This window comes from Pseudomonas sp. RIT-562, from assembly GCF_026241895.1.
In the GTDB taxonomy this organism is placed as follows: domain Bacteria; phylum Pseudomonadota; class Gammaproteobacteria; order Pseudomonadales; family Pseudomonadaceae; genus Aquipseudomonas; species Aquipseudomonas mandelii_F.
Genome location: NZ_JAPJIV010000007.1, coordinates 193,642 through 210,379, shown reverse-complemented (window position 1 = coordinate 210,379; position 16,738 = coordinate 193,642). Strand labels below are relative to the sequence as shown.

18 protein-coding genes are annotated in these 16,738 nt (G+C 61.3%); 12 read left to right on the top strand and 6 right to left on the bottom strand.

Annotated features, from left to right (window positions below):
* Positions 1–13 precede the first annotated feature (13 nt).
* Entirely contained in the window at positions 14–877 is an 864-nt protein-coding gene (locus ORL50_RS11895) for a PHP domain-containing protein (protein ID WP_266014621.1), read from the bottom strand.
* An 87-nt stretch (positions 878–964) separates the two neighbouring features.
* On the opposite strand from ORL50_RS11895, the gene ORL50_RS11890 reads away from it, so the two are divergent.
* The 6 genes from ORL50_RS11890 (at position 965) to ORL50_RS11865 (ending at position 5,164) form a co-directional block, all read left to right on the top strand.
* Positions 965–1,561 carry a septation protein A gene (locus tag ORL50_RS11890; protein WP_266014618.1) on the top strand — a complete coding sequence of 199 codons (597 nt, stop codon included), beginning with the start codon at positions 965–967 and terminating at the stop codon, positions 1,559–1,561.
* A gap of 1 nt (position 1,562) precedes the next feature.
* Entirely contained in the window at positions 1,563–1,862 is a 300-nt protein-coding gene (locus tag ORL50_RS11885) for a YciI family protein (RefSeq protein WP_266014615.1), read from the top strand.
* A 108-nt stretch (positions 1,863–1,970) separates the two neighbouring features.
* Positions 1,971–2,351 carry an SH3 domain-containing protein gene (locus tag ORL50_RS11880; protein ID WP_266014612.1) on the top strand — a complete coding sequence of 127 codons (381 nt, stop codon included), beginning with the start codon at positions 1,971–1,973 and terminating at the stop codon, positions 2,349–2,351.
* A gap of 7 nt (positions 2,352–2,358) precedes the next feature.
* Positions 2,359–3,036 carry a response regulator transcription factor gene (locus ORL50_RS11875; protein ID WP_266014609.1) on the top strand — a complete coding sequence of 226 codons (678 nt, stop codon included), beginning with the start codon at positions 2,359–2,361 and terminating at the stop codon, positions 3,034–3,036.
* A 164-nt stretch (positions 3,037–3,200) separates the two neighbouring features.
* Positions 3,201–3,650 (top strand): Spy/CpxP family protein refolding chaperone, encoded by a 450-nt coding sequence (locus ORL50_RS11870; RefSeq protein ID WP_266014607.1) that lies wholly within the window; start codon positions 3,201–3,203, stop codon positions 3,648–3,650.
* Positions 3,651–3,823: 173 nt separating this feature from the next.
* Positions 3,824–5,164: a sensor histidine kinase gene (locus ORL50_RS11865; RefSeq protein WP_266014604.1), complete on the top strand. Its 1,341-nt coding sequence runs from the start codon at positions 3,824–3,826 to the stop codon at positions 5,162–5,164.
* A 108-nt stretch (positions 5,165–5,272) separates the two neighbouring features.
* Here ORL50_RS11865 and ORL50_RS11860 read toward each other — a convergent pair whose 3' ends face one another.
* Complete coding sequence (locus ORL50_RS11860) at positions 5,273–5,839, bottom strand: NAD(P)H nitroreductase (RefSeq protein ID WP_266014601.1); 567 nt, start codon at positions 5,837–5,839, stop codon at positions 5,273–5,275.
* Between the two features lie 122 nt (positions 5,840–5,961).
* Here ORL50_RS11860 and ORL50_RS11855 point away from each other — a divergent pair, with 122 nt between their 5' ends.
* On the top strand, positions 5,962–7,416 hold the full coding sequence (locus ORL50_RS11855; protein ID WP_266014598.1) for a TrkH family potassium uptake protein: 1,455 nt from the start codon (positions 5,962–5,964) through the stop codon (positions 7,414–7,416).
* Here the strand turns inward: ORL50_RS11855 and ORL50_RS11850 are convergent.
* The gene (locus tag ORL50_RS11850; RefSeq protein WP_266014596.1) at positions 7,373–8,434 is read right to left on the bottom strand and encodes an AraC family transcriptional regulator; all 1,062 of its coding nucleotides are present in this window, start codon (positions 8,432–8,434) and stop codon (positions 7,373–7,375) included. The genes ORL50_RS11855 and ORL50_RS11850 overlap by 44 nt on opposite strands.
* 161 nt (positions 8,435–8,595) lie before the next feature.
* Between ORL50_RS11850 and ORL50_RS11845 the strand changes: the two genes are divergently transcribed.
* Together ORL50_RS11845 and ORL50_RS11840 are read left to right on the top strand one after the other, a co-directional pair.
* Complete coding sequence (locus tag ORL50_RS11845) at positions 8,596–8,907, top strand: Mpo1-like protein (protein ID WP_266014593.1); 312 nt, start codon at positions 8,596–8,598, stop codon at positions 8,905–8,907.
* 27 nt (positions 8,908–8,934) lie between these two features.
* Positions 8,935–9,525, top strand: a complete 591-nt coding sequence (locus ORL50_RS11840) for an HD domain-containing protein (RefSeq protein ID WP_266014590.1) — start codon at positions 8,935–8,937, stop codon at positions 9,523–9,525.
* 28 nt (positions 9,526–9,553) lie between these two features.
* Here ORL50_RS11840 and ORL50_RS11835 read toward each other — a convergent pair whose 3' ends face one another.
* On the bottom strand, positions 9,554–10,363 hold the full coding sequence (locus tag ORL50_RS11835; RefSeq protein ID WP_266014588.1) for a UDP-2,3-diacylglucosamine diphosphatase: 810 nt from the start codon (positions 10,361–10,363) through the stop codon (positions 9,554–9,556).
* Between the two features lie 135 nt (positions 10,364–10,498).
* On the opposite strand from ORL50_RS11835, the gene ORL50_RS11830 reads away from it, so the two are divergent.
* A complete protein-coding gene (locus tag ORL50_RS11830; RefSeq protein ID WP_266014586.1) occupies positions 10,499–11,263 on the top strand; it encodes a helix-turn-helix transcriptional regulator in 765 nt (254 codons plus the stop codon).
* Between the two features lie 107 nt (positions 11,264–11,370).
* A complete protein-coding gene (locus ORL50_RS11825) occupies positions 11,371–12,264 on the top strand; it encodes a DMT family transporter (protein WP_266014583.1) in 894 nt (297 codons plus the stop codon).
* Here the strand turns inward: ORL50_RS11825 and ORL50_RS11820 are convergent.
* Entirely contained in the window at positions 12,258–12,545 is a 288-nt protein-coding gene (locus ORL50_RS11820; protein WP_045058847.1) for an Rdx family protein, read from the bottom strand. The two genes, ORL50_RS11825 and ORL50_RS11820, sit on opposite strands and share 7 nt — an antisense overlap.
* A gap of 71 nt (positions 12,546–12,616) precedes the next feature.
* Between ORL50_RS11820 and ORL50_RS11815 the strand changes: the two genes are divergently transcribed.
* Entirely contained in the window at positions 12,617–14,806 is a 2,190-nt protein-coding gene (locus ORL50_RS11815) for a patatin-like phospholipase family protein (protein WP_266014579.1), read from the top strand.
* Between the two features lie 139 nt (positions 14,807–14,945).
* On the opposite strand, the gene ORL50_RS11810 is transcribed toward ORL50_RS11815, so the two are convergent.
* On the bottom strand, positions 14,946–16,694 hold the full coding sequence (locus tag ORL50_RS11810; RefSeq protein ID WP_266014576.1) for a motility hub landmark protein FimV: 1,749 nt from the start codon (positions 16,692–16,694) through the stop codon (positions 14,946–14,948).
* Positions 16,695–16,738: the final 44 nt, after the last annotated feature.

The window sequence follows — 16,738 nt, the reverse complement described above, 5'->3', positions numbered from 1 at the left end:
ATTCTCTACCTGTTCAGACGGCGGCAATAATTGGGTCATGTTTGAATCGACACCAAAGTGGCGGCAGATCCTCCGGAAGCGGGCGATATTCGCCGATCTCGGACCAGCCTCCAGGGCCATGAAAATCACTGCCGGCGCTGACCAGCAGACCGAACTCACGAGCAAGAATCGCCAGGCTGCCGACCTGTTCGGCGGGCTGATGGCCATTGACCACCTCAATCGCGTGGCCTCCTGCTTGAATATAGTCAGAAATCAGCCGGCGACGCTTGCTGCGAGTGAAATCATAGTGCCAGGGGTGCGCCAGGCTAACCCAGGCTTTCGCCGCGCGCAGGGTCTCGACGGTCTCTTCCAGGGTCGGCCAGTGTTGCTTGACGTCCCCCAGCTTGCCGGCGCCGAGCCATTTGCGGAATGCCTCGGCGCGATCCTTGACGAAACCTTCACGCACCATCCAGTCGGCGAAATGCGGACGGGCCGGCGCGTTGCCGCTGTCGCCAAGCTCCTGCTGGATCGCCCGTGCACCTTCCAGCGCACCCGGCATGCCCTTGAGCGCCAGCTTGCGACTTATTTCCTCGGACCGTAACCAGCGGCCATCGTGCAATTGGGCAATCGCCTCGACCAGCGATGGCGCATTGACATCAAAGCCGTAACCCAGCACATGGATGGTCGCGCCGCCCCAGGTGCAGGACAATTCGACGCCATTGACCAGTTGCATGCCCAGCGCCGTAGCTGCCGTGCGAGCTTCTTCCAGCCCTTCAAGGGTGTCGTGATCGGTCAAGGCCAGGACTCGCACGCCTTTCTCGAACGCACGCGCAACCAGAACCGCAGGCGCCAAGGCGCCATCGGAGGCCGTGCTATGGCAGTGCAAATCAACATTCACGGGGAAGTGTTACCTCAAATCAGCTGGCGCTATCGCGCGCCCATATGTTTGTTATTATGCCGCCACATCCTGCTTCTGGCTGCCACTGTGAAACAATTCATCGATTTCATCCCGCTTCTCCTGTTTTTCATCGTCTACAAACTGGATCCACGGGTCGTCGACATCGCCGGCCATGAGTTGACTGTAGGCGGTATCTACAGCGCCACCGCAATGCTGATCATCAGCTCCCTGGTGGTCTATGGCGCGCTGTTCATCAGTCAGCGCAAGCTGGAGAAGAGCCAGTGGCTAACGCTGATCGCCTGCCTGGTCTTCGGCGGCATGACCCTCGCGTTCCATAGCGAGACTTTCCTGAAGTGGAAGGCTCCGGTGGTCAACTGGTTGTTCGCCCTGGCGTTCATCGGCAGTCATTTCATCGGCGACCGCCTGCTGATCAAGCGCATCATGGGTCATGCGCTGACCCTGCCAGATCCGGTCTGGACTCGCCTGAATATCGCCTGGATCGGCTTTTTCCTGTTCTGCGGAGCCGCCAACCTGTTTGTTGCGTTCACGTTCCAGAGCTACTGGGTCGACTTCAAGGTCTTCGGCAGCCTGGGCATGACTTTGCTGTTCCTGGTCGCGCAGGGCATCTACCTGTCGCGCCACTTGCACGACGCCGATACCACAACGCCAAAAACCGAGGACTGACATGCTTTACGCAATCATTGCCACAGACGTCGCCAACTCCCTGGAAGCCCGCCTGGCCGCGCGCCCTGCGCACCTTGAGCGCCTGCAACAGCTCAAGGGCGAAGGCCGAATCGTACTGGCCGGGCCACACCCGGCGGTCGACAGCAATGATCCGGGCGCTGCAGGGTTCACCGGCAGCCTGATCGTTGCCGAGTTCGACTCCCTGAGCGCCGCCCAGTCCTGGGCCGACGCCGATCCTTACATCGCAGCGGGCGTCTACGCCAACGTTTCGGTGAAGCCGTTCAAGCAAGTCCTGCCTTAGTTTGCCCCCCACGATGAACCTTCCCGGGTTCATCGTGTTCTCAATCGCTCATCCTTCCCGTTTGCCTGCCGACAACCTGCCCAATACCGATTGGAATCAGGAGTCGCGATGCGCAAGGGTCCGCTGTGTCTGATGTTGCTGACGTTGTCGATCGGGGCCACGGCCCACGGTGAGGAAACCCCCGCAGGTATAAGCGAGGCCAGCCAGGTCATTGATCTGCAGCAGCGCCTGACGGCCAGCGAGCAACAACGCGAAGCGCTGCAGAGCGCCGCTGGCGAGCGCGAAAGCGTCCAGCTGAGCCGGTTGCGCCAGGAGAACCAGCGTTTGAAGCTGCAACTCAAGGAAGCACAGGCCAGCAACCAGGGGCCGCGCCTGTTGACCGAACAGCAGCAATGGTTCGTCACCGGAGCAGGAGTTGCACTGTTGGCCCTGCTCTGCGGTATCTTCGCCAGTGGGGCAAGTCGAAAACGTCGGCAATGGCTAAATTGAGTGATTCATGAGCGAGCTGTTATTAATTGATGATGACCAGGAACTGTGTGAGCTCCTGGTCAGTTGGCTGAGCCAGGAAGGCTTTCAGGTCCGTGCCTGTCACGATGGCCAGAGTGCCCGCAGGGCCCTGGCTGAAACGTCGCCCGCAGCAGTGGTGCTCGACGTGATGTTGCCGGACGGCAGCGGACTGGAGCTGCTCAAGCAATTGCGCGGCGATCATCCGGACCTTCCGGTGCTGATGTTGTCAGCCCGTGGCGAACCCCTGGACCGGATTCTCGGCCTGGAACTGGGTGCCGACGACTACCTGGCCAAACCCTGCGACCCACGGGAGCTGACCGCCCGCCTGCGTGCGGTGCTGCGCCGCAGTCACCCGGCGGCAGTCTCCAGCCACGTGGAACTGGGTGACCTGTGCTTCAGCCCGGTGCGAGGCGTGGTCAGCATCGACGAGCAGGAGTTCACCCTCACGGTTTCCGAAAGCCGCCTGCTTGAAGCATTGCTCAAGCAACCGGGCGAGCCGCTGGACAAACAGGAACTGGCGCAGATCGCTCTCGGCCGCAAACTGACGCTATACGACCGCAGCCTCGACATGCACGTGAGCAACCTGCGCAAAAAGATCGGCCCCCACCCGGACGGCCGCCCGCGCATTATTGCGTTGCGTAGCCGCGGGTACTATTACAGCCTCTGAAATCCAACGCGCCGTAGCGGTTCGCGGTTCGCGGGAAATAAAGTGTCAGTGCGCTGCAAAATGCTCTTTACACAGCCTTTACGCTCCACTGACCGCCGCTTACCTTGATCTCGATAATCTGTACTCATCCGGAACGTACCGGGAACGAGACAAGGAGATTCACCATGCGCAAGACTCTTATCGCTCTGATGTTCGCCGCTGCCCTGCCAACCGTTGCCATGGCGATGCCTGAAGGCGCCGGCCCAATGGGTGGTCCGATGGACGGCCCGCGCCACGGCGGTCAGATGCACGGCATGCACGGCAAAGGTCCGTACGGTCAGCTCGACCTCAGCCGCGAACAGCGCGAGCAGATCCGCAAGATCATGGGCGAGCAGATGCACGAGCGTAAGCAAGTGGTCGACAAGTACCTGGAGAAACTCTCCCCGGCCGACCAGAAAGCCATGAAAGATGAAATGGCCGCCAACCACAAAAAAGCCGAAGCGGACGTACGCGCCTTGCTGAAACCGGATCAACAGAAGCAATTCGACGAGATCCAGAAGAAAAAGGCTGAACGTCGCGCCGAATGGGCCGAGTTCAAGGCGTGGAAAGCGCAGCAACCGCAAAAAGCGCAATAATGCGCTGATCACAGACCCAACGGCCCCCACCGTTGGGTCTGACTTTATACAAACTCTGTAGGAGTGAGCCTGCTCGCGATGGCGGTGTGTCAAAACAAACTGCTTTGACTGACACACCGCCATCGCGAGCAGGCTCACTCCTACAAGGGTCTATGGCACCTTGAGGAAATCCTGTGCGTTCACTGTTCTGGCGTATCCTGGCCAGCTTCTGGCTGGCCATCGCCCTGGTTGCAGGGCTTTCCATACTGCTGGGGCATATGCTCAACCAGGACGCCTGGATTCTCAGCCGCCATCCGGGCCTCAACACCCTGGCCGAACAGTGGACGCAGACTTTCGAAGCCCAAGGCGAAGAAGCCGCGCAAGACATCCTCGAACAGCGCAAACGCCAATACCACATCGACGTCCAGGTGCTGAACGAGAGCGGTGACCCCGTGGTTCGCGGTACCTTTCCGCGCCGCGCCGCAGCCTTCGAAGCTCGCCAGAACGACGGTGATCGCCGCCTGCCCTGGCGTCGGCTGACCGACGAGTACACCAGCGAAAAAACCGGCAACACCTACCTGCTGATCTACCGCATCCCGCACCCGGAACTCGACTCCTGGCATCGCGAGAGCCTGCTGTGGCCTTTAAGTGCCCTGGGCATTGCGCTGGTGGTGCTGACCCTGTTCAGCCTGTTCGTGACCCTGTCGATCACCCGCCCGCTCAACCGTTTGCGCGGTGCGGTGCATGACCTGGGGCAAACCACCTATCAACAGAACAGCCTGGTCAAACTGGCCAATCGTCGCGACGAATTTGGCGTGCTGGCTAATGATTTCAACCGTATGGGTGCGCGCCTGCAAAGCCTGATCGGCAGTCAGCGGCAATTGCTGCGTGACGTCTCCCACGAACTGCGTTCGCCCCTTGCCAGACTGCGCATCGCCCTGGCCCTGGCCGAGCGGGCCAGCCCGGAAGAACGGCAGAAACTCTGGCCGCGCCTGACCCGCGAGTGCGATCGCCTGGAAGCGCTGATCAGCGAAATCCTCGTGCTGGCGCGGGTCGATGCCGACAACGCCAGTGCCGAAGACGTTGACCTCCCCGCGCTGCTGCAAACCCTGCAGAAAGATGCCCAGCTGAGTTCACCGGAACAAAGCGTGCGGCTCGAAGCCGACTCGCAGCTCAGCCTCAAAGGCTGGCCAACGATGATTGAACGGGCGGTGGATAACCTGCTGCGCAATGCGCAACGGTTCAACCCGCCTGGGCAACCGATTGAAATGCAGGCAACCCGGCAGGGCGAGCGAATTGTGATCAGCGTGCGCGATCACGGCCCTGGTGTGGAGGCCGAGCATTTGAGTCAGCTGGGTGAGCCGTTCTATCGAGCTCCGGGGCAGACAGCCGCAGGGCATGGCCTGGGCCTGGCGATTGCGCGCCGCGCGGCGGAGCGCCATGGCGGGAGCCTGGTGTTGGCGAATCATCCGCAAGGCGGGTTCATTGCCAGCCTGGAATTGCCGTTGGTGCCAGGGGCCGTCGTCCAACCCTGAGCCCCTGTAGGAGTGAGCCTGCTCGCGATGGCGGCTCCCCTTGCAACAGAGATGTTGAATGACCTGCCCCATCGCGAGCACGCTCACTCCTACAGGTGATCGGTGGTGTCAGGACTTGCCTGGCCAGGCGCTGACAAACTCCGCCAGATCAACCTTCTCCGCCACCCGCGGTTCTTTCTGCGGAGTACCCAGGTACAGAAACGCAATCACCTCCTCCCCCTCCGCCAAACCCAAGCCCTCGGCCACGTGGGGCGAATACGCCAGCTCGCCGGTGCGCCACACCGCGCCAATCCCCTGGGCATAAGCGGCCAGCAGGATGCCATGGGCGGCGCATCCGGCAGCCAGCATTTGCTCGGACTTCGGATACTTCACGTGATCCTGCAATCGCGCGATCACCACGACCACCAGCGGAGCGCGCAGCGGCCCGTTGCGCGCCTTGTCCAGGGCTGCGTCAGACACTTCGCTGTCCTGCAGCTTCGCCGCTTCAGCCAGCAACTCGCCCATCTGCTCCCGCGCTGCGCCTTCGACCGTCAGAAACCGCCAAGGCTGCAAATGGCCGTGGTCCGGCGCCCGCATGGCAGCGGCAAACAGTACTTCACGTTGCTCGGCGGTGGGTGCCGGTTCGAGCAGTCGTGGGACAGAAACACGGTTGAGCAAAGCGTCGAGAGCCTGCATCGGCCACCTCCAAGGAAAAATGTTTGGCTATTCTAGCGGGAACTGCTGCAGGGATGCCGGTTTACATGCCCTGCCCCGCAGGTAGAATGGCGCCCTTCCCTACTTCAGCCCGAGCGGACTTCATGGCGTTGCCGACCTTACGGACTATTGGTTTCATCATCGGCATCTTCCTGATCACGCTGGCCATCGCCATGGTCGTGCCCATGGCCACCCTGGTGATCTTCGACCGCACGGGCGACCTGCCGTCGTTCCTCTGGGCGAGCATGATCACCTTTGTCGCCGGCCTGGCCCTGGTGATCCCCGGCCGCCCCGAGCACGTGCACCTGCGACCGCGGGACATGTACCTGCTGACGGTCAGCAGCTGGCTGGTGGTGTGCATCTTTGCCGCGCTGCCGTTCCTGCTGACCCAGCACATCAGCTACACCGACTCGTTCTTTGAAAGCATGTCCGGCATCACCGCTACCGGTGCGACGGTACTCAATGGCCTGGACAAGATGTCCCCGGGCATCCTGATGTGGCGCTCGCTGCTGCACTGGATCGGCGGCATCGGCTTTATCGGCATGGCGGTCGCGATCCTGCCACTGCTGCGCATTGGTGGCATGCGCCTGTTCCAGACCGAATCGTCGGACCGCTCCGAAAAAGTCATGCCGCGCTCGCACATGGTGGCGCGCCTTATTGTTGCAGCCTATGTCGGCATCACCATTCTCGGCAGCCTGGCGTTCTGGTGGGCCGGGATGAGCCCGTTTGACGCCATCAACCACGCGATGTCGGCCATTTCCACCGGCGGTTTCTCGACCTCCGACCAGTCCCTGGCCAAGTGGACACAGCCAGCGGTGCACTGGGTGGCGATCGTCATCATGATCCTCGGGAGCCTGCCGTTCACCTTGTACGTGGCCACCTTGCGGGGCAACCGTCGGGCCTTGATCAAGGATCAGCAGGTCCAGGGATTGCTCGGGATGTTGCTGGTGACCTGGCTGGTGCTTGGCACCTGGTACTGGTGGACCACGCAATTACATTGGCTGGACGCGTTGCGGCATGTCGCGCTGAACGTCACTTCCGTAGTCACCACCACCGGTTTCGCGTTGGGCGATTACAGCCTGTGGGGCAATTTCTCGCTGATGCTGTTCTTCTATCTGGGCTTTGTCGGTGGTTGCTCGGGCTCGACGGCGGGCGGAATCAAGATATTTCGCTTCCAGGTTGCCTACATCCTGCTCAAGGCCAACCTTAATCAGCTGATTCACCCTCGTGCGGTAATCAAGCAGAAGTACAACGGGCACCGGCTCGACGAAGAGATCGTGCGCTCGATCCTGACTTTCTCGTTCTTTTTTGCCATCACCATCTGCGTCATCGCCCTGCTGCTGTCGCTGCTGGGTGTGGACTGGATGACCGCGCTGACGGGCGCGGCAAGTACCGTGTCCGGCGTCGGCCCGGGGCTGGGCGAGACCATCGGCCCGGCGGGTAACTTCGCGACGTTACCGGACGCCGCCAAATGGATCCTGTCGTTCGGCATGCTGCTGGGCCGACTCGAGATCATCACGGTGTTTGTGTTGTGTATTCCGGCGTTTTGGCGTCACTGACCGGCGCCGGCGTCCCCGTCAACCGCGCCCGGTATTCGCCCGGCGTGGCGTCAAACCAGCGGCGGAACGCGCGGAAGAAATTGCTGGGGTCGGCAAAACCCAGCAAGTAGGCGATTTCCAACAGCGTCATGTTGGGCTGCGCCAGGTACTGCTCGGCCATCTCGCGTCGGGTATCGTCGAGTAAAGCCTGGAAACTGGTGCCCTCTTCCTGTAATCGGCGCTGCAAGGTGCGTTGCGACAGGTGCAGCGTTTGCGCCACGGTGTCGCGCTTGGGTTCGCCCTGGGGCAGCAAGCGGCACAACACCTGTCGCGCCTTGTGGGTGACCCGGCTTTCGGAAAACCGCGCCAGGTATTCACCGGCGAAGCGGTCATGCAACAGCGCCATCGCTTCATTGGCTGTCGGCAGCGGCGCCTCCATGTCGGAGCGCTCGAAGATCAGCGCGTCATAGGGCGCGCTGAACACCAGCGGGGCATGGAATGTCTGGGTATAGGGCTCAAGGTTGACGGGGTGCTCGCCCTGGAACATGACCTTGCGTGGTTGCAGGGTGCGCCCGGTCAGCCAGTTGCACAGCCCGAGGGCACAGGCCAGCGAGGCCTCGGCACTTTGTCGGGTCGGCGGCAGATGGTCGCCATGCACCGTCAGGATCAGTGCGTACCCCTCGTCCAGCAGGCGGAAACTCAGGTCGGCACTTTCGGCGATGATTCGCTGATAACGCACCAGCCGCTGGAAACCTTCGACCAGGGTCTGGCTCGACATCAAGGCGTAGCCGGCCACATGGAAGGACGCCGGGCGCACCACCTTGCCCATGTTCAGGCCGATCGCCGGGTTGCCCGACAGCTCGACCGCACGCTGCCACAGGCGTGTCATGGAGTCCTGGGTAAAGCGCGCATCCGGATCATTCAGGGCCGCGTAGTCCAGCCCCAGCTGCCTGAACAGAACCCGACAATCCAGGCCGTCCATTTCCAGTGCCTTGACAATCCCCATTGCCCAGCTTGCAGAAGTCGTTCGTTCGCTCATGGCGTTTACTGTCTTGGTGAGCCGTCTACGGCGGCAGGTTAACCGAAGGATACTAAAGTGGCGCCTATTGTCACTGGCTGATGCCAATGATCACTCTAGACTCAAATAAGCTACCCGCAGAACAACTTGGCGGCAGAACAATAACCACAGAGATCGCGGTCGTGGAAAACATCAAGCGTTTCAACAGTTTCGCTGAGTTCTACCCGTATTACCTCAGCGAACACAGTGACAGTACTTGCCGACGATTGCACTTCATTGGCACCACCCTGGTTATTTTTATCCTGGCCATGACCATCGGCAAAGGCGCCTGGCTGTTATTGCTGTGCCTGCCGCTGGCCGGTTACAGCTTCGCCTGGGCCGGCCATTTCTTTTTCGAAAAGAACCGCCCGGCGACCTTCCAGCATCCGTTCTACAGCCTGCTCGGCGACTTCGTCATGTACCGCGACATGATCCTGGGTCGCGTGCCGTTCTAGCTATCGCCCGTTACTCGAGGAAAGCCGATGAATGCCAATGCCCGTTTCACCCACATGCAGGACGGCACCCAGGAAGACTGGGCGATCATCGCTGCCGATTTCAGCGCCTACGCCCGGCAGTTGCCGAACCGGATCGTCGCGCACCTGAAGTTGCTGGAGGGTGACTTTGGCGGCTTTCCCGTGGACCGTCTGACCCACTCCCTGCAAACCGCTACCCGCGCCTGGCGCGATGGTCGCGACGAGGAATATGTGGTGTGCGCGCTGTTGCATGACATCGGCGACACCCTGGGTTCCTACAACCATCCGGACATTGCTGCGGCGATTCTCAAGCCGTTCGTCAGCGCCGCGAATTTGTGGATGGTGGAGAAGCACGGGATCTTCCAGGGTTACTATTTTTTTCATCATCTGGGCATGGATCGGCATTTGCGCGAGCAATTCAGCGCTCACGCGCAGTACCAGGCGACCATTGAATTCTGCGCCAAGTATGATGCGGCGGCGTTTGATCCCGCCTACGAGACACTGCCGCTGAGTTTTTTTGAGCCGATGATGGAGCGCCTGTTTGCGCAGCCAAAGAATTCGATTTACAAGGCGGCGATGCAGGAGCATGCGCCAGCTTGAAGTCAATGATCGCAGCCTTCGGCAGCGCCTACAGGGGTACGCATTGCGCACTCATCTGCGCCTCCCGAGCCTGCGCATCCGCCAACCGATACAACTCGATCGAGCCGTCCCAGTGCTCGATCAGCGCCGTGCACGACTCCACCCAATCGCCGCAATTAAGGTAATCCACTCCGCCAACCCGACGAATTTCGGCATGGTGAATATGCCCGCACACCACTCCGTGCAACTCGCGCTTCACGCACTCGTGAGCGATGGCCTCCTCGAAGTCGCTGATAAAACTGACCGCGGTTTTCACCTTGTGCTTGAGGTAGGCCGACAACGACCAATACCCATAGCCGTAGCGGGCACGCCAGTGATTTAGCCAGCGGTTGAGCGTCAGGGTGAATTCATAGGCTGAGTCCCCAAGGAACGCCAGCCAGCGGTGGTAACGGGTGATCACATCGAACTGGTCGCCATGAATCACCAGCAGATGCCGACCGTCCGCAGTGACGTGCACCGCCTCGTCGACCAACTGGATATTGCCCAGGATCAACTTCGAGTAACGGCGCAGGAATTCATCGTGGTTGCCCGTCACGTAGATCACCTCGGTGCCGCGTTTGCTCATGGTCAGCAGGCGGCGGATAACGTTGGTGTGAGCCTGGGGCCAATACATGCCGCTGCGCAGCTTCCAGCCATCGATGATGTCGCCGACCAGGTAGACCTTGTCCGCGTGGTAGCCCTTGAGAAATTTGCTCAGGTGCTCGGCCTGGCAGTCCCGGGTGCCCAGATGCACGTCGGAAATCCACAAGGTCCGCACCCGTTGCTTGCGACCGGGTCTGGCGAGCTCGGCACTGGTCATTGGCAACCCTCCACGATGGTTTGTGCAACTGTGCGCCGGGCGAGTGAATCGCCCATGACAGTGACACGTCAGTCCTGTGACAGCGCCTGGTCGCCGGCGCGGTGTAGAATGCCCACCTTGCCCGGGAGACCTGCGATGAGACCGATCCTCACGCTTCGCCAATACACCAAGGACCTGATCATCCACAGCCATGACCATGCGCAGCTGGTGTTCGGCTTGTCGGGTGCGCTGGATTTCGAGGTGGGTGGGCATGGCAGCCAGGTGATCCAGCAGAGTTTTGTCGTGGTGCCTTGCGGTTTTCATCATGCCTGCAACAGTGCCAATGGCAGCCGCTGCCTGGTGCTGGATATCCCCAGCGATCAATGGGTGGCCCAGTCCCTGGGCGAGCATGCCGACGCCAGCCGACGCCTGCTCGACAGCGCCGGTCGCCTGCCACTCGATGCCGGGCAGAGCCAGCTGGTGAGCTGGCTGGCGGGCAGCCAGGTCAACGACCCGCTGATCGCACAACAGGGCGCCGTGCTGTTGCTGGCCAGCTTGAACAACGTCAAACCCGAAGTCATGGGCGGGCGGCGCCTGCCCTATGCAGCGCTGAATGCGCACATCGACCAGCACGCAGCCTATCCCCTGCAGGTTGCCGACCTCGCCCGCATCGCCGACTTGTCCAGCGCCCGCCTGCATGCGCGCTTCGTTGCCGAATGTGGGCAGACTCCAATGGATTACATCCGCAGCCGGCGTCTGCACCGGGCTGTCGAGCTGTTGCGCAACACGGTGCTGCCCATCGGCGAAATCGCCAGCCAGGTCGGCTACAGCTCGCAAAGCGCGTTCGCCGCGGCGGTGCTGCGCGAGTTTGGCGCCTCTCCGGGGAAACTGCGGCGCGAGGCTGGCGACAAAAGACGATAGTCTGGCGACAGACGCAGTCTGATGAGCGCGGTTAAATGGAATCCGAAAAACGTCGCTGAGATCACAAGGTGGGGGCGCCGTTTGTATTCATCTATCAAGGAATTGTAATGACTCCCCGTACCGCCCTTGGCGCCCTGCACGTGGGTGCATTGATGTTCGGCCTGACCGGCGTGTTCGGCAAACTCGCGGCAGCCTCCCCGGCCGTGATCGTGTTTGGTCGCGCCGCCTTCGCCGTGCTGGCCCTGGCGGTGTTCGCGCGGTTCGCCAGTGCCACTCCCTGGCAGCGACTCGAAGCCGTGGACTGGCGCCGGTTGTTACTCAGCGGCGTGCTGCTGGCCGGGCATTGGGTGAGTTTTTTCATTGCGGTGAAAGTCGCCGGCGTAGCGATTGCGACGCTGGGGTTCGCCAGTTTCCCGGCCTTTACCGTGATCCTCGAAGGCCTGATCTTCCGCGAGCGAATTCGCGCCAACGAAATACTCCTGGTGGTGCTGGTGAGCATCGGTCTGGTGCTGGTCACGCCGGAGTTCGACCTCGCCAGCGGCGCCACAACCGGGCTGCTGTGGGCAGTCGGTTCAGGTTTGCTGTTCGCCTTGTTGTCGCTGACCAACCGCGCCAGCTCGACACGGATTCCGCCGGTGCAGGCCGCGCTGTGCCAGAACGTGGTGGTTGCCCTGTGCTTGCTGCCGGTGGCTGCTCCGCAACTGAGCGAAGTGCGGGCTCTGGACTGGTTGTGGATCAGCCTGCTCGGCATCTTCTGCACCGGCGTCGCTCACAGCCTGTTTGTCGCCAGCCTGGCGGTGATCAAGGCGCGAACCGCCGCCGTGGTGTTCGCCATGGAACCGGTATACGGCATCACCATGGCCTGGCTGTTGTTCAACGAAAATCCGACGCTGCGTATGCTGCTCGGCGGCGCGCTGATTATCGTCGCGATTGTAGTGTCCAGTCGTCTTGCCGGTGGGTCAGCCGGCAAAGGGGTTGGCGCAGAGGCGGCGTCTCACTGAGTGCGATCGTTGTGACCCAGGTCGCGGTCGGGATCAATCTGATCCCGAACCCGCTGCTTGAGCACCTTGGCCTCGGGAAAGCCGCCGTCGCTCTTGCGCTCCCACAACTGCACCCCGTCACAAAAAATATGAAATACCCCGCCCGTGCCGGGCACCAGCGACACTTTCCCCAGGTCGTCACCAAAGGTGCTCAGCAGTTCCTGGGCCAGCCAGGCTGCGCGCAGCAACCACTGGCACTGGGTGCAATAGGTGATGACAATTTCCGGTTTGCTGGCAGGCATGATTGAGGAGACTCCAGAGGCTAGGGGCGCCGCTATAATAGCGACCTTTTTCGCTGGTCCCGAGATTCATGATGCGCCATCTACTGTCCTGCCTGTTGCTGTGCTTGTTGCCCATGGTCGTCCAGGCCGCCGAAGCCCCTCGACCGAAAGTCGGCCTGGTGCTGTCTGGTGGCGCGGCTCGGGGCCTGGCGCACATCGGCGTACTCAAGGCCCTGGAGGAACAAGGGGTGCAAATCGACGCTATCGCCGGCACCAGCATGGGCGCGGTGGTGGGTGGGCTGTACGCATCCGGGTACAAGATCGATGAGCTGGAAAAGCTCGCCATCAACATCGACTGGCAGCAGGCCCTGTCGGATGCGCCGCCCAGGGCCGACGTACCGTTCCGACGCAAGCAGGATGATCGCGACTTTCTGGTGAAACAGAAACTGAGCTTTCGCGACGACGGCAGCCTCGGCTTGCCGCTGGGGGTGATTCAGGGCCAGAACCTCGCCCTGATGCTGGAAAGCCTGCTGGCCCACGCCAGTGACACCCGGGACTTTGACAAGCTGCCCATCCCCTTCCGTGCAGTCGCCACCGACATCGCCAGCGGGGAAAAGGTGGTGTTCCGCAAAGGCCACTTGCCGCAGGTGATTCGCGCCAGCATGTCGATCCCGGCCGTGTTCGCCCCGGTCGAACTGAATGGGCGCTTGCTGGTGGACGGCGGCATGACCGACAACATCCCGCTGGATGTGGCCAGGGAAATGGGGGTCGATGTGGCCATCGTGGTGGACATCGGCACGCCCCTGCGCGGTAGCAAGGAGCTGACCACTGTGGTCGATGTGCTCAACCAGTCGATCACCCTGATGACCCGGCGCAACTCCGAAGAGCAGCTTGCCGCCTTGCACCAGGACGACATTCTGATCCAGCCGTCGCTGGCGAGTTTCGGCGTGACCGACTTTGGTCGTGCTCAAGAGATGATCGACGCCGGCTATCGCGCCACCAGGATTCTCGATGGACGTCTGGCCCACCTCAAACCAGCGCAGCCTCTGGACGCCGAATTGAGCGCCGCCCGGGCGCCGAGTGAACGCACGCCGGTCATCACGGCGATCAAGGTGGAGAATGACTCGAAAGTCGGCGACGACGTGATTCGCTACTACATTCGCCAGCACATCGGCCAACCCCTGGACCTGGGTCGCCTGCAGACCGATATGGGTACCTTGTACGGGCTGGATTACTTTGAGCAGGTGCAGTACCGGGTGGCCCACAAGGGCAACGACCACACCCTGATCATCACTGCCCGGGGCAAACGCAGCGGCACGGATTACCTGCGATTGGGCTTGAATCTCTCGGACGATATGCGTGGCGACAGTGCGTTCAACCTGGGTGCCAGTTACCGCGTCAACGGCATCAACCGCCTGGGTGCCGAATGGCTGACCCGCGCGCAAATCGGCGACCGCCAGGAACTCTATAGCGAGTTTTACCAGCCACTGGATGTCGGTTCACGTTACTTCATCGCGCCCTACGCCGCGTTCGACGCGCAAAATGTCGAAGCGACCCTGGACAATGATCCGATCGCCCAGTACCGGGTGGAACGCTACGGGTTTGGCTTGAACGTCGGCCGCCAGATCGGCAACAGCGGCGAAGTGCGCCTGGGCGTTGGCGAAGCCTGGGGCAAGGCCGACGTGCGCATTGGCGATCAGGACCTGCCCAGCGAGAGCTTCAATGAGGGCTTTTATGAAATGAAGTATTCGTTCGACTCACTGGATAACGTCTACTTCCCCCATAAAGGTGAAGACTTCGGCCTGGCCTTGCGGCAGTACGAACCGGGCCTGGGTTCGGACAATCGCTACCGACAATGGGAGGTCTCGCTGGACAAGGCGCTCAGCCACGGCCCGGACACTTTCATTCTCGGCGGTCGTTATGGCCGTACGTTGAACGACGCCAATGTGGTGACATCCAGTTTCCTGCTCGGCGGCGCGCGGCAGTTGTCAGGCTTTCGGGAGGACGCGATCGCCGGGCAGAACATCAGCCTGATGCGCGGCGTCTACTATCGGCGCCTGACGCCCCGCTCGTACCTGCCACTGGATTTTCCGCTGTATGCCGGCGGCTCGCTGGAACGAGGTCGGGCGTGGAACAACGACAATGAATTCGACAGTGGTTATATCAATGCGGCCAGCGTGTTCATTGGCTTTGACACCCCGCTGGGACCGCTGAATTTCAGTTACGGGTTCAACGATGCGGATGAGCAGGCGGTGTACCTGAACCTGGGGCAAACCTTCTAACGAATGCGCAATCCTGTAGGAGTGAGCCTGCTCGCGATTGCAATTGATCAGTCACCATTCATCTCGACTGACTAACCGCTATCGCGAGCAGGCTCACTCCTACAGGCGTGGCAGCACATTCATGTATGAACATTGAAAATCAGCGAATGCCCGCCAACAGACTCCGGGCGGTCTGCTTGAGCGGCTCATCGGCGTCCCTGAGCAGTTCGTTGAGCAACTCGATCGCGCTGTCCAGGTCGCCGTCATCGATGCAGGTCTGAGCCTGTTCGAGCTTGCCGGCGTTGTCTGGCTCCAGGTTCAATGGCTCAAGTTCCAGTGACGAATCCAGGTCGCCGAATTCTGCGAGAAAATCGTCGTCCAGCGCCTGGGAATCCGCTTGCGCATCCCACTCCAGCTCGGGTGCCCCAAATGTCGACTCCTCGGGCATCTCGAACACGTCCGGCAACACGTGGAGGTTGGAGTGAAAGGCAGGCTCTTCCGGGATAGCTGGAGCTGGGGCTTTGTCGAAGGGGCTGATCAAATCCCAGCTGGCGTCCATCGACAGGTCATCAAGATTCAACTGAAACTCATCGCCCAGTGCAACAACCGGTGCTGCGGTGATCGCAGCAGCGACTATCGGCGCAGCAGTCATCGGCGTCGCGCTGTGCATTTTCGGGTGCCTGCTGCGGATTTCCTGGAGTGCTTGCGGGTCGAATCCGGCCTCGCGCAGCAGGCTTTCCTGAGCGTCATACGCCGCCACGTCGCCTTGTTTACCGCATACCTCCAGCAGCTGCACAGCCAGATCAGTGCGCTGCGGCTCCTTGGCCAGCGCCTCGCGCAGCAAACCGGCGGCCTCGGAGAACCGGCCGTATGCCATATAGATGCCCACGCCCTCAAGCACGTCGCCGGGCGGAGTTTCTTCATGCTGATCAGCCACCGATCTGGATAACGGCGCCGGCGTTGCGCCGTGATCGTCGAGCACCGACTCGTGCCGCGAAGCGGGCGCTAAAACCTGCTGCGCACCCTCACCGGCCTGCTGGCGTTGGCGCTGGCGTCGAATGAACAGCCCGAGAAGCATCAGGACGGCCAAGCCCAGCACGCCGAGAATTGTTGCCCACTGGCTGTCCTCAGGCTGTCCCACTACGACCGCAGGCGGCGCTACGGCAACGGGTGCCGCCGGAGGTGCCTGTTGCTCTTCAGCCAACCGGGTTTGCAGGTCGATCACTTGTTTTTTGTGAGCGGCGATCTGTTCATCCTGCGCCTGCAGCCGCGCATTCAAATCAGTGATGGTGGCCTGCAGTTGCTGGTTTTGCAGCACGCTGGCGGCCAACTGCTCAGCAACCGGATCGATTTCAGCTACCGGGGCGACGGGCTCGGCCTTAGGCGCCGGGGCTTTTTTCTGCGCAGGCGTGGCCGCAGCGGGCTTGACGCTGGGAAATGGAGAATTCTGCGCAACTGCTTCGGGTTCTTCGACGACCGGAACAATCCCGGGCGTGCCCGGCGGATCGATCAATACCGTGTATTCGCGCAACACCCGCCCATTGGGCTGATTGAGTTGCACCAAAAAATTCAGGAAGGGTTCGTTGACCGGCTTATTGGAGCTCACGCGGATCAGGGTGCGATTGCCCTTGAGGATCGGCGTGAACTTCAGGTCGTTAAGAAAAAACACCCGTTCGACACCCGCGCGGCTGAACTCATCCGCTGTCGCCAGGTTGACCGACAGGTCGCCCTCTTCAAGGCCTGCGGCATCCACCAGGGCGATATCCGCCCGCAACGGCTGATTCAGCGCGGAATGCAGGGTGATTTCACCCAATCCCAGCGCGGGGGCCAATGCCGAGTAGCACACGGCACTACCTACCAGCAACAGCCTGGCACCACACCGCAAGACAACGTGCAAACTCTCAAGCATGAGCATCCCTTAGATAACCGGAACCAACCTGTACGCGTTCGCAC

Bases quoted from the DNA above. Each gene is read 5' to 3' on its own strand.
- ORL50_RS11885 (WP_266014615.1), top strand. From the start codon at position 1,563: ATGCTTTACGCAATCATTGCCACAGACGTCGCCAACTCCCTGGAAGCC.
- ORL50_RS11880 (WP_266014612.1), top strand. From the start codon at position 1,971: ATGCGCAAGGGTCCGCTGTGTCTGATGTTGCTGACGTTGTCGATCGGG.
- ORL50_RS11875 (WP_266014609.1), top strand. From the start codon at position 2,359: ATGAGCGAGCTGTTATTAATTGATGATGACCAGGAACTGTGTGAGCTC.
- ORL50_RS11870 (WP_266014607.1), top strand. From the start codon at position 3,201: ATGCGCAAGACTCTTATCGCTCTGATGTTCGCCGCTGCCCTGCCAACC.
- ORL50_RS11860 (WP_266014601.1), bottom strand. From the start codon at position 5,839: ATGCAGGCTCTCGACGCTTTGCTCAACCGTGTTTCTGTCCCACGACTG.
- ORL50_RS11855 (WP_266014598.1), top strand. From the start codon at position 5,962: ATGGCGTTGCCGACCTTACGGACTATTGGTTTCATCATCGGCATCTTC.
- ORL50_RS11850 (WP_266014596.1), bottom strand. From the start codon at position 8,434: ATGAGCGAACGAACGACTTCTGCAAGCTGGGCAATGGGGATTGTCAAG.
- ORL50_RS11840 (WP_266014590.1), top strand. From the start codon at position 8,935: ATGAATGCCAATGCCCGTTTCACCCACATGCAGGACGGCACCCAGGAA.
- ORL50_RS11835 (WP_266014588.1), bottom strand. From the start codon at position 10,363: ATGACCAGTGCCGAGCTCGCCAGACCCGGTCGCAAGCAACGGGTGCGG.
- ORL50_RS11830 (WP_266014586.1), top strand. From the start codon at position 10,499: ATGAGACCGATCCTCACGCTTCGCCAATACACCAAGGACCTGATCATC.
- ORL50_RS11825 (WP_266014583.1), top strand. From the start codon at position 11,371: ATGACTCCCCGTACCGCCCTTGGCGCCCTGCACGTGGGTGCATTGATG.
- ORL50_RS11820 (WP_045058847.1), bottom strand. From the start codon at position 12,545: ATGCCTGCCAGCAAACCGGAAATTGTCATCACCTATTGCACCCAGTGC.
- ORL50_RS11815 (WP_266014579.1), top strand. From the start codon at position 12,617: ATGCGCCATCTACTGTCCTGCCTGTTGCTGTGCTTGTTGCCCATGGTC.
- ORL50_RS11810 (WP_266014576.1), bottom strand. From the start codon at position 16,694: ATGCTTGAGAGTTTGCACGTTGTCTTGCGGTGTGGTGCCAGGCTGTTG.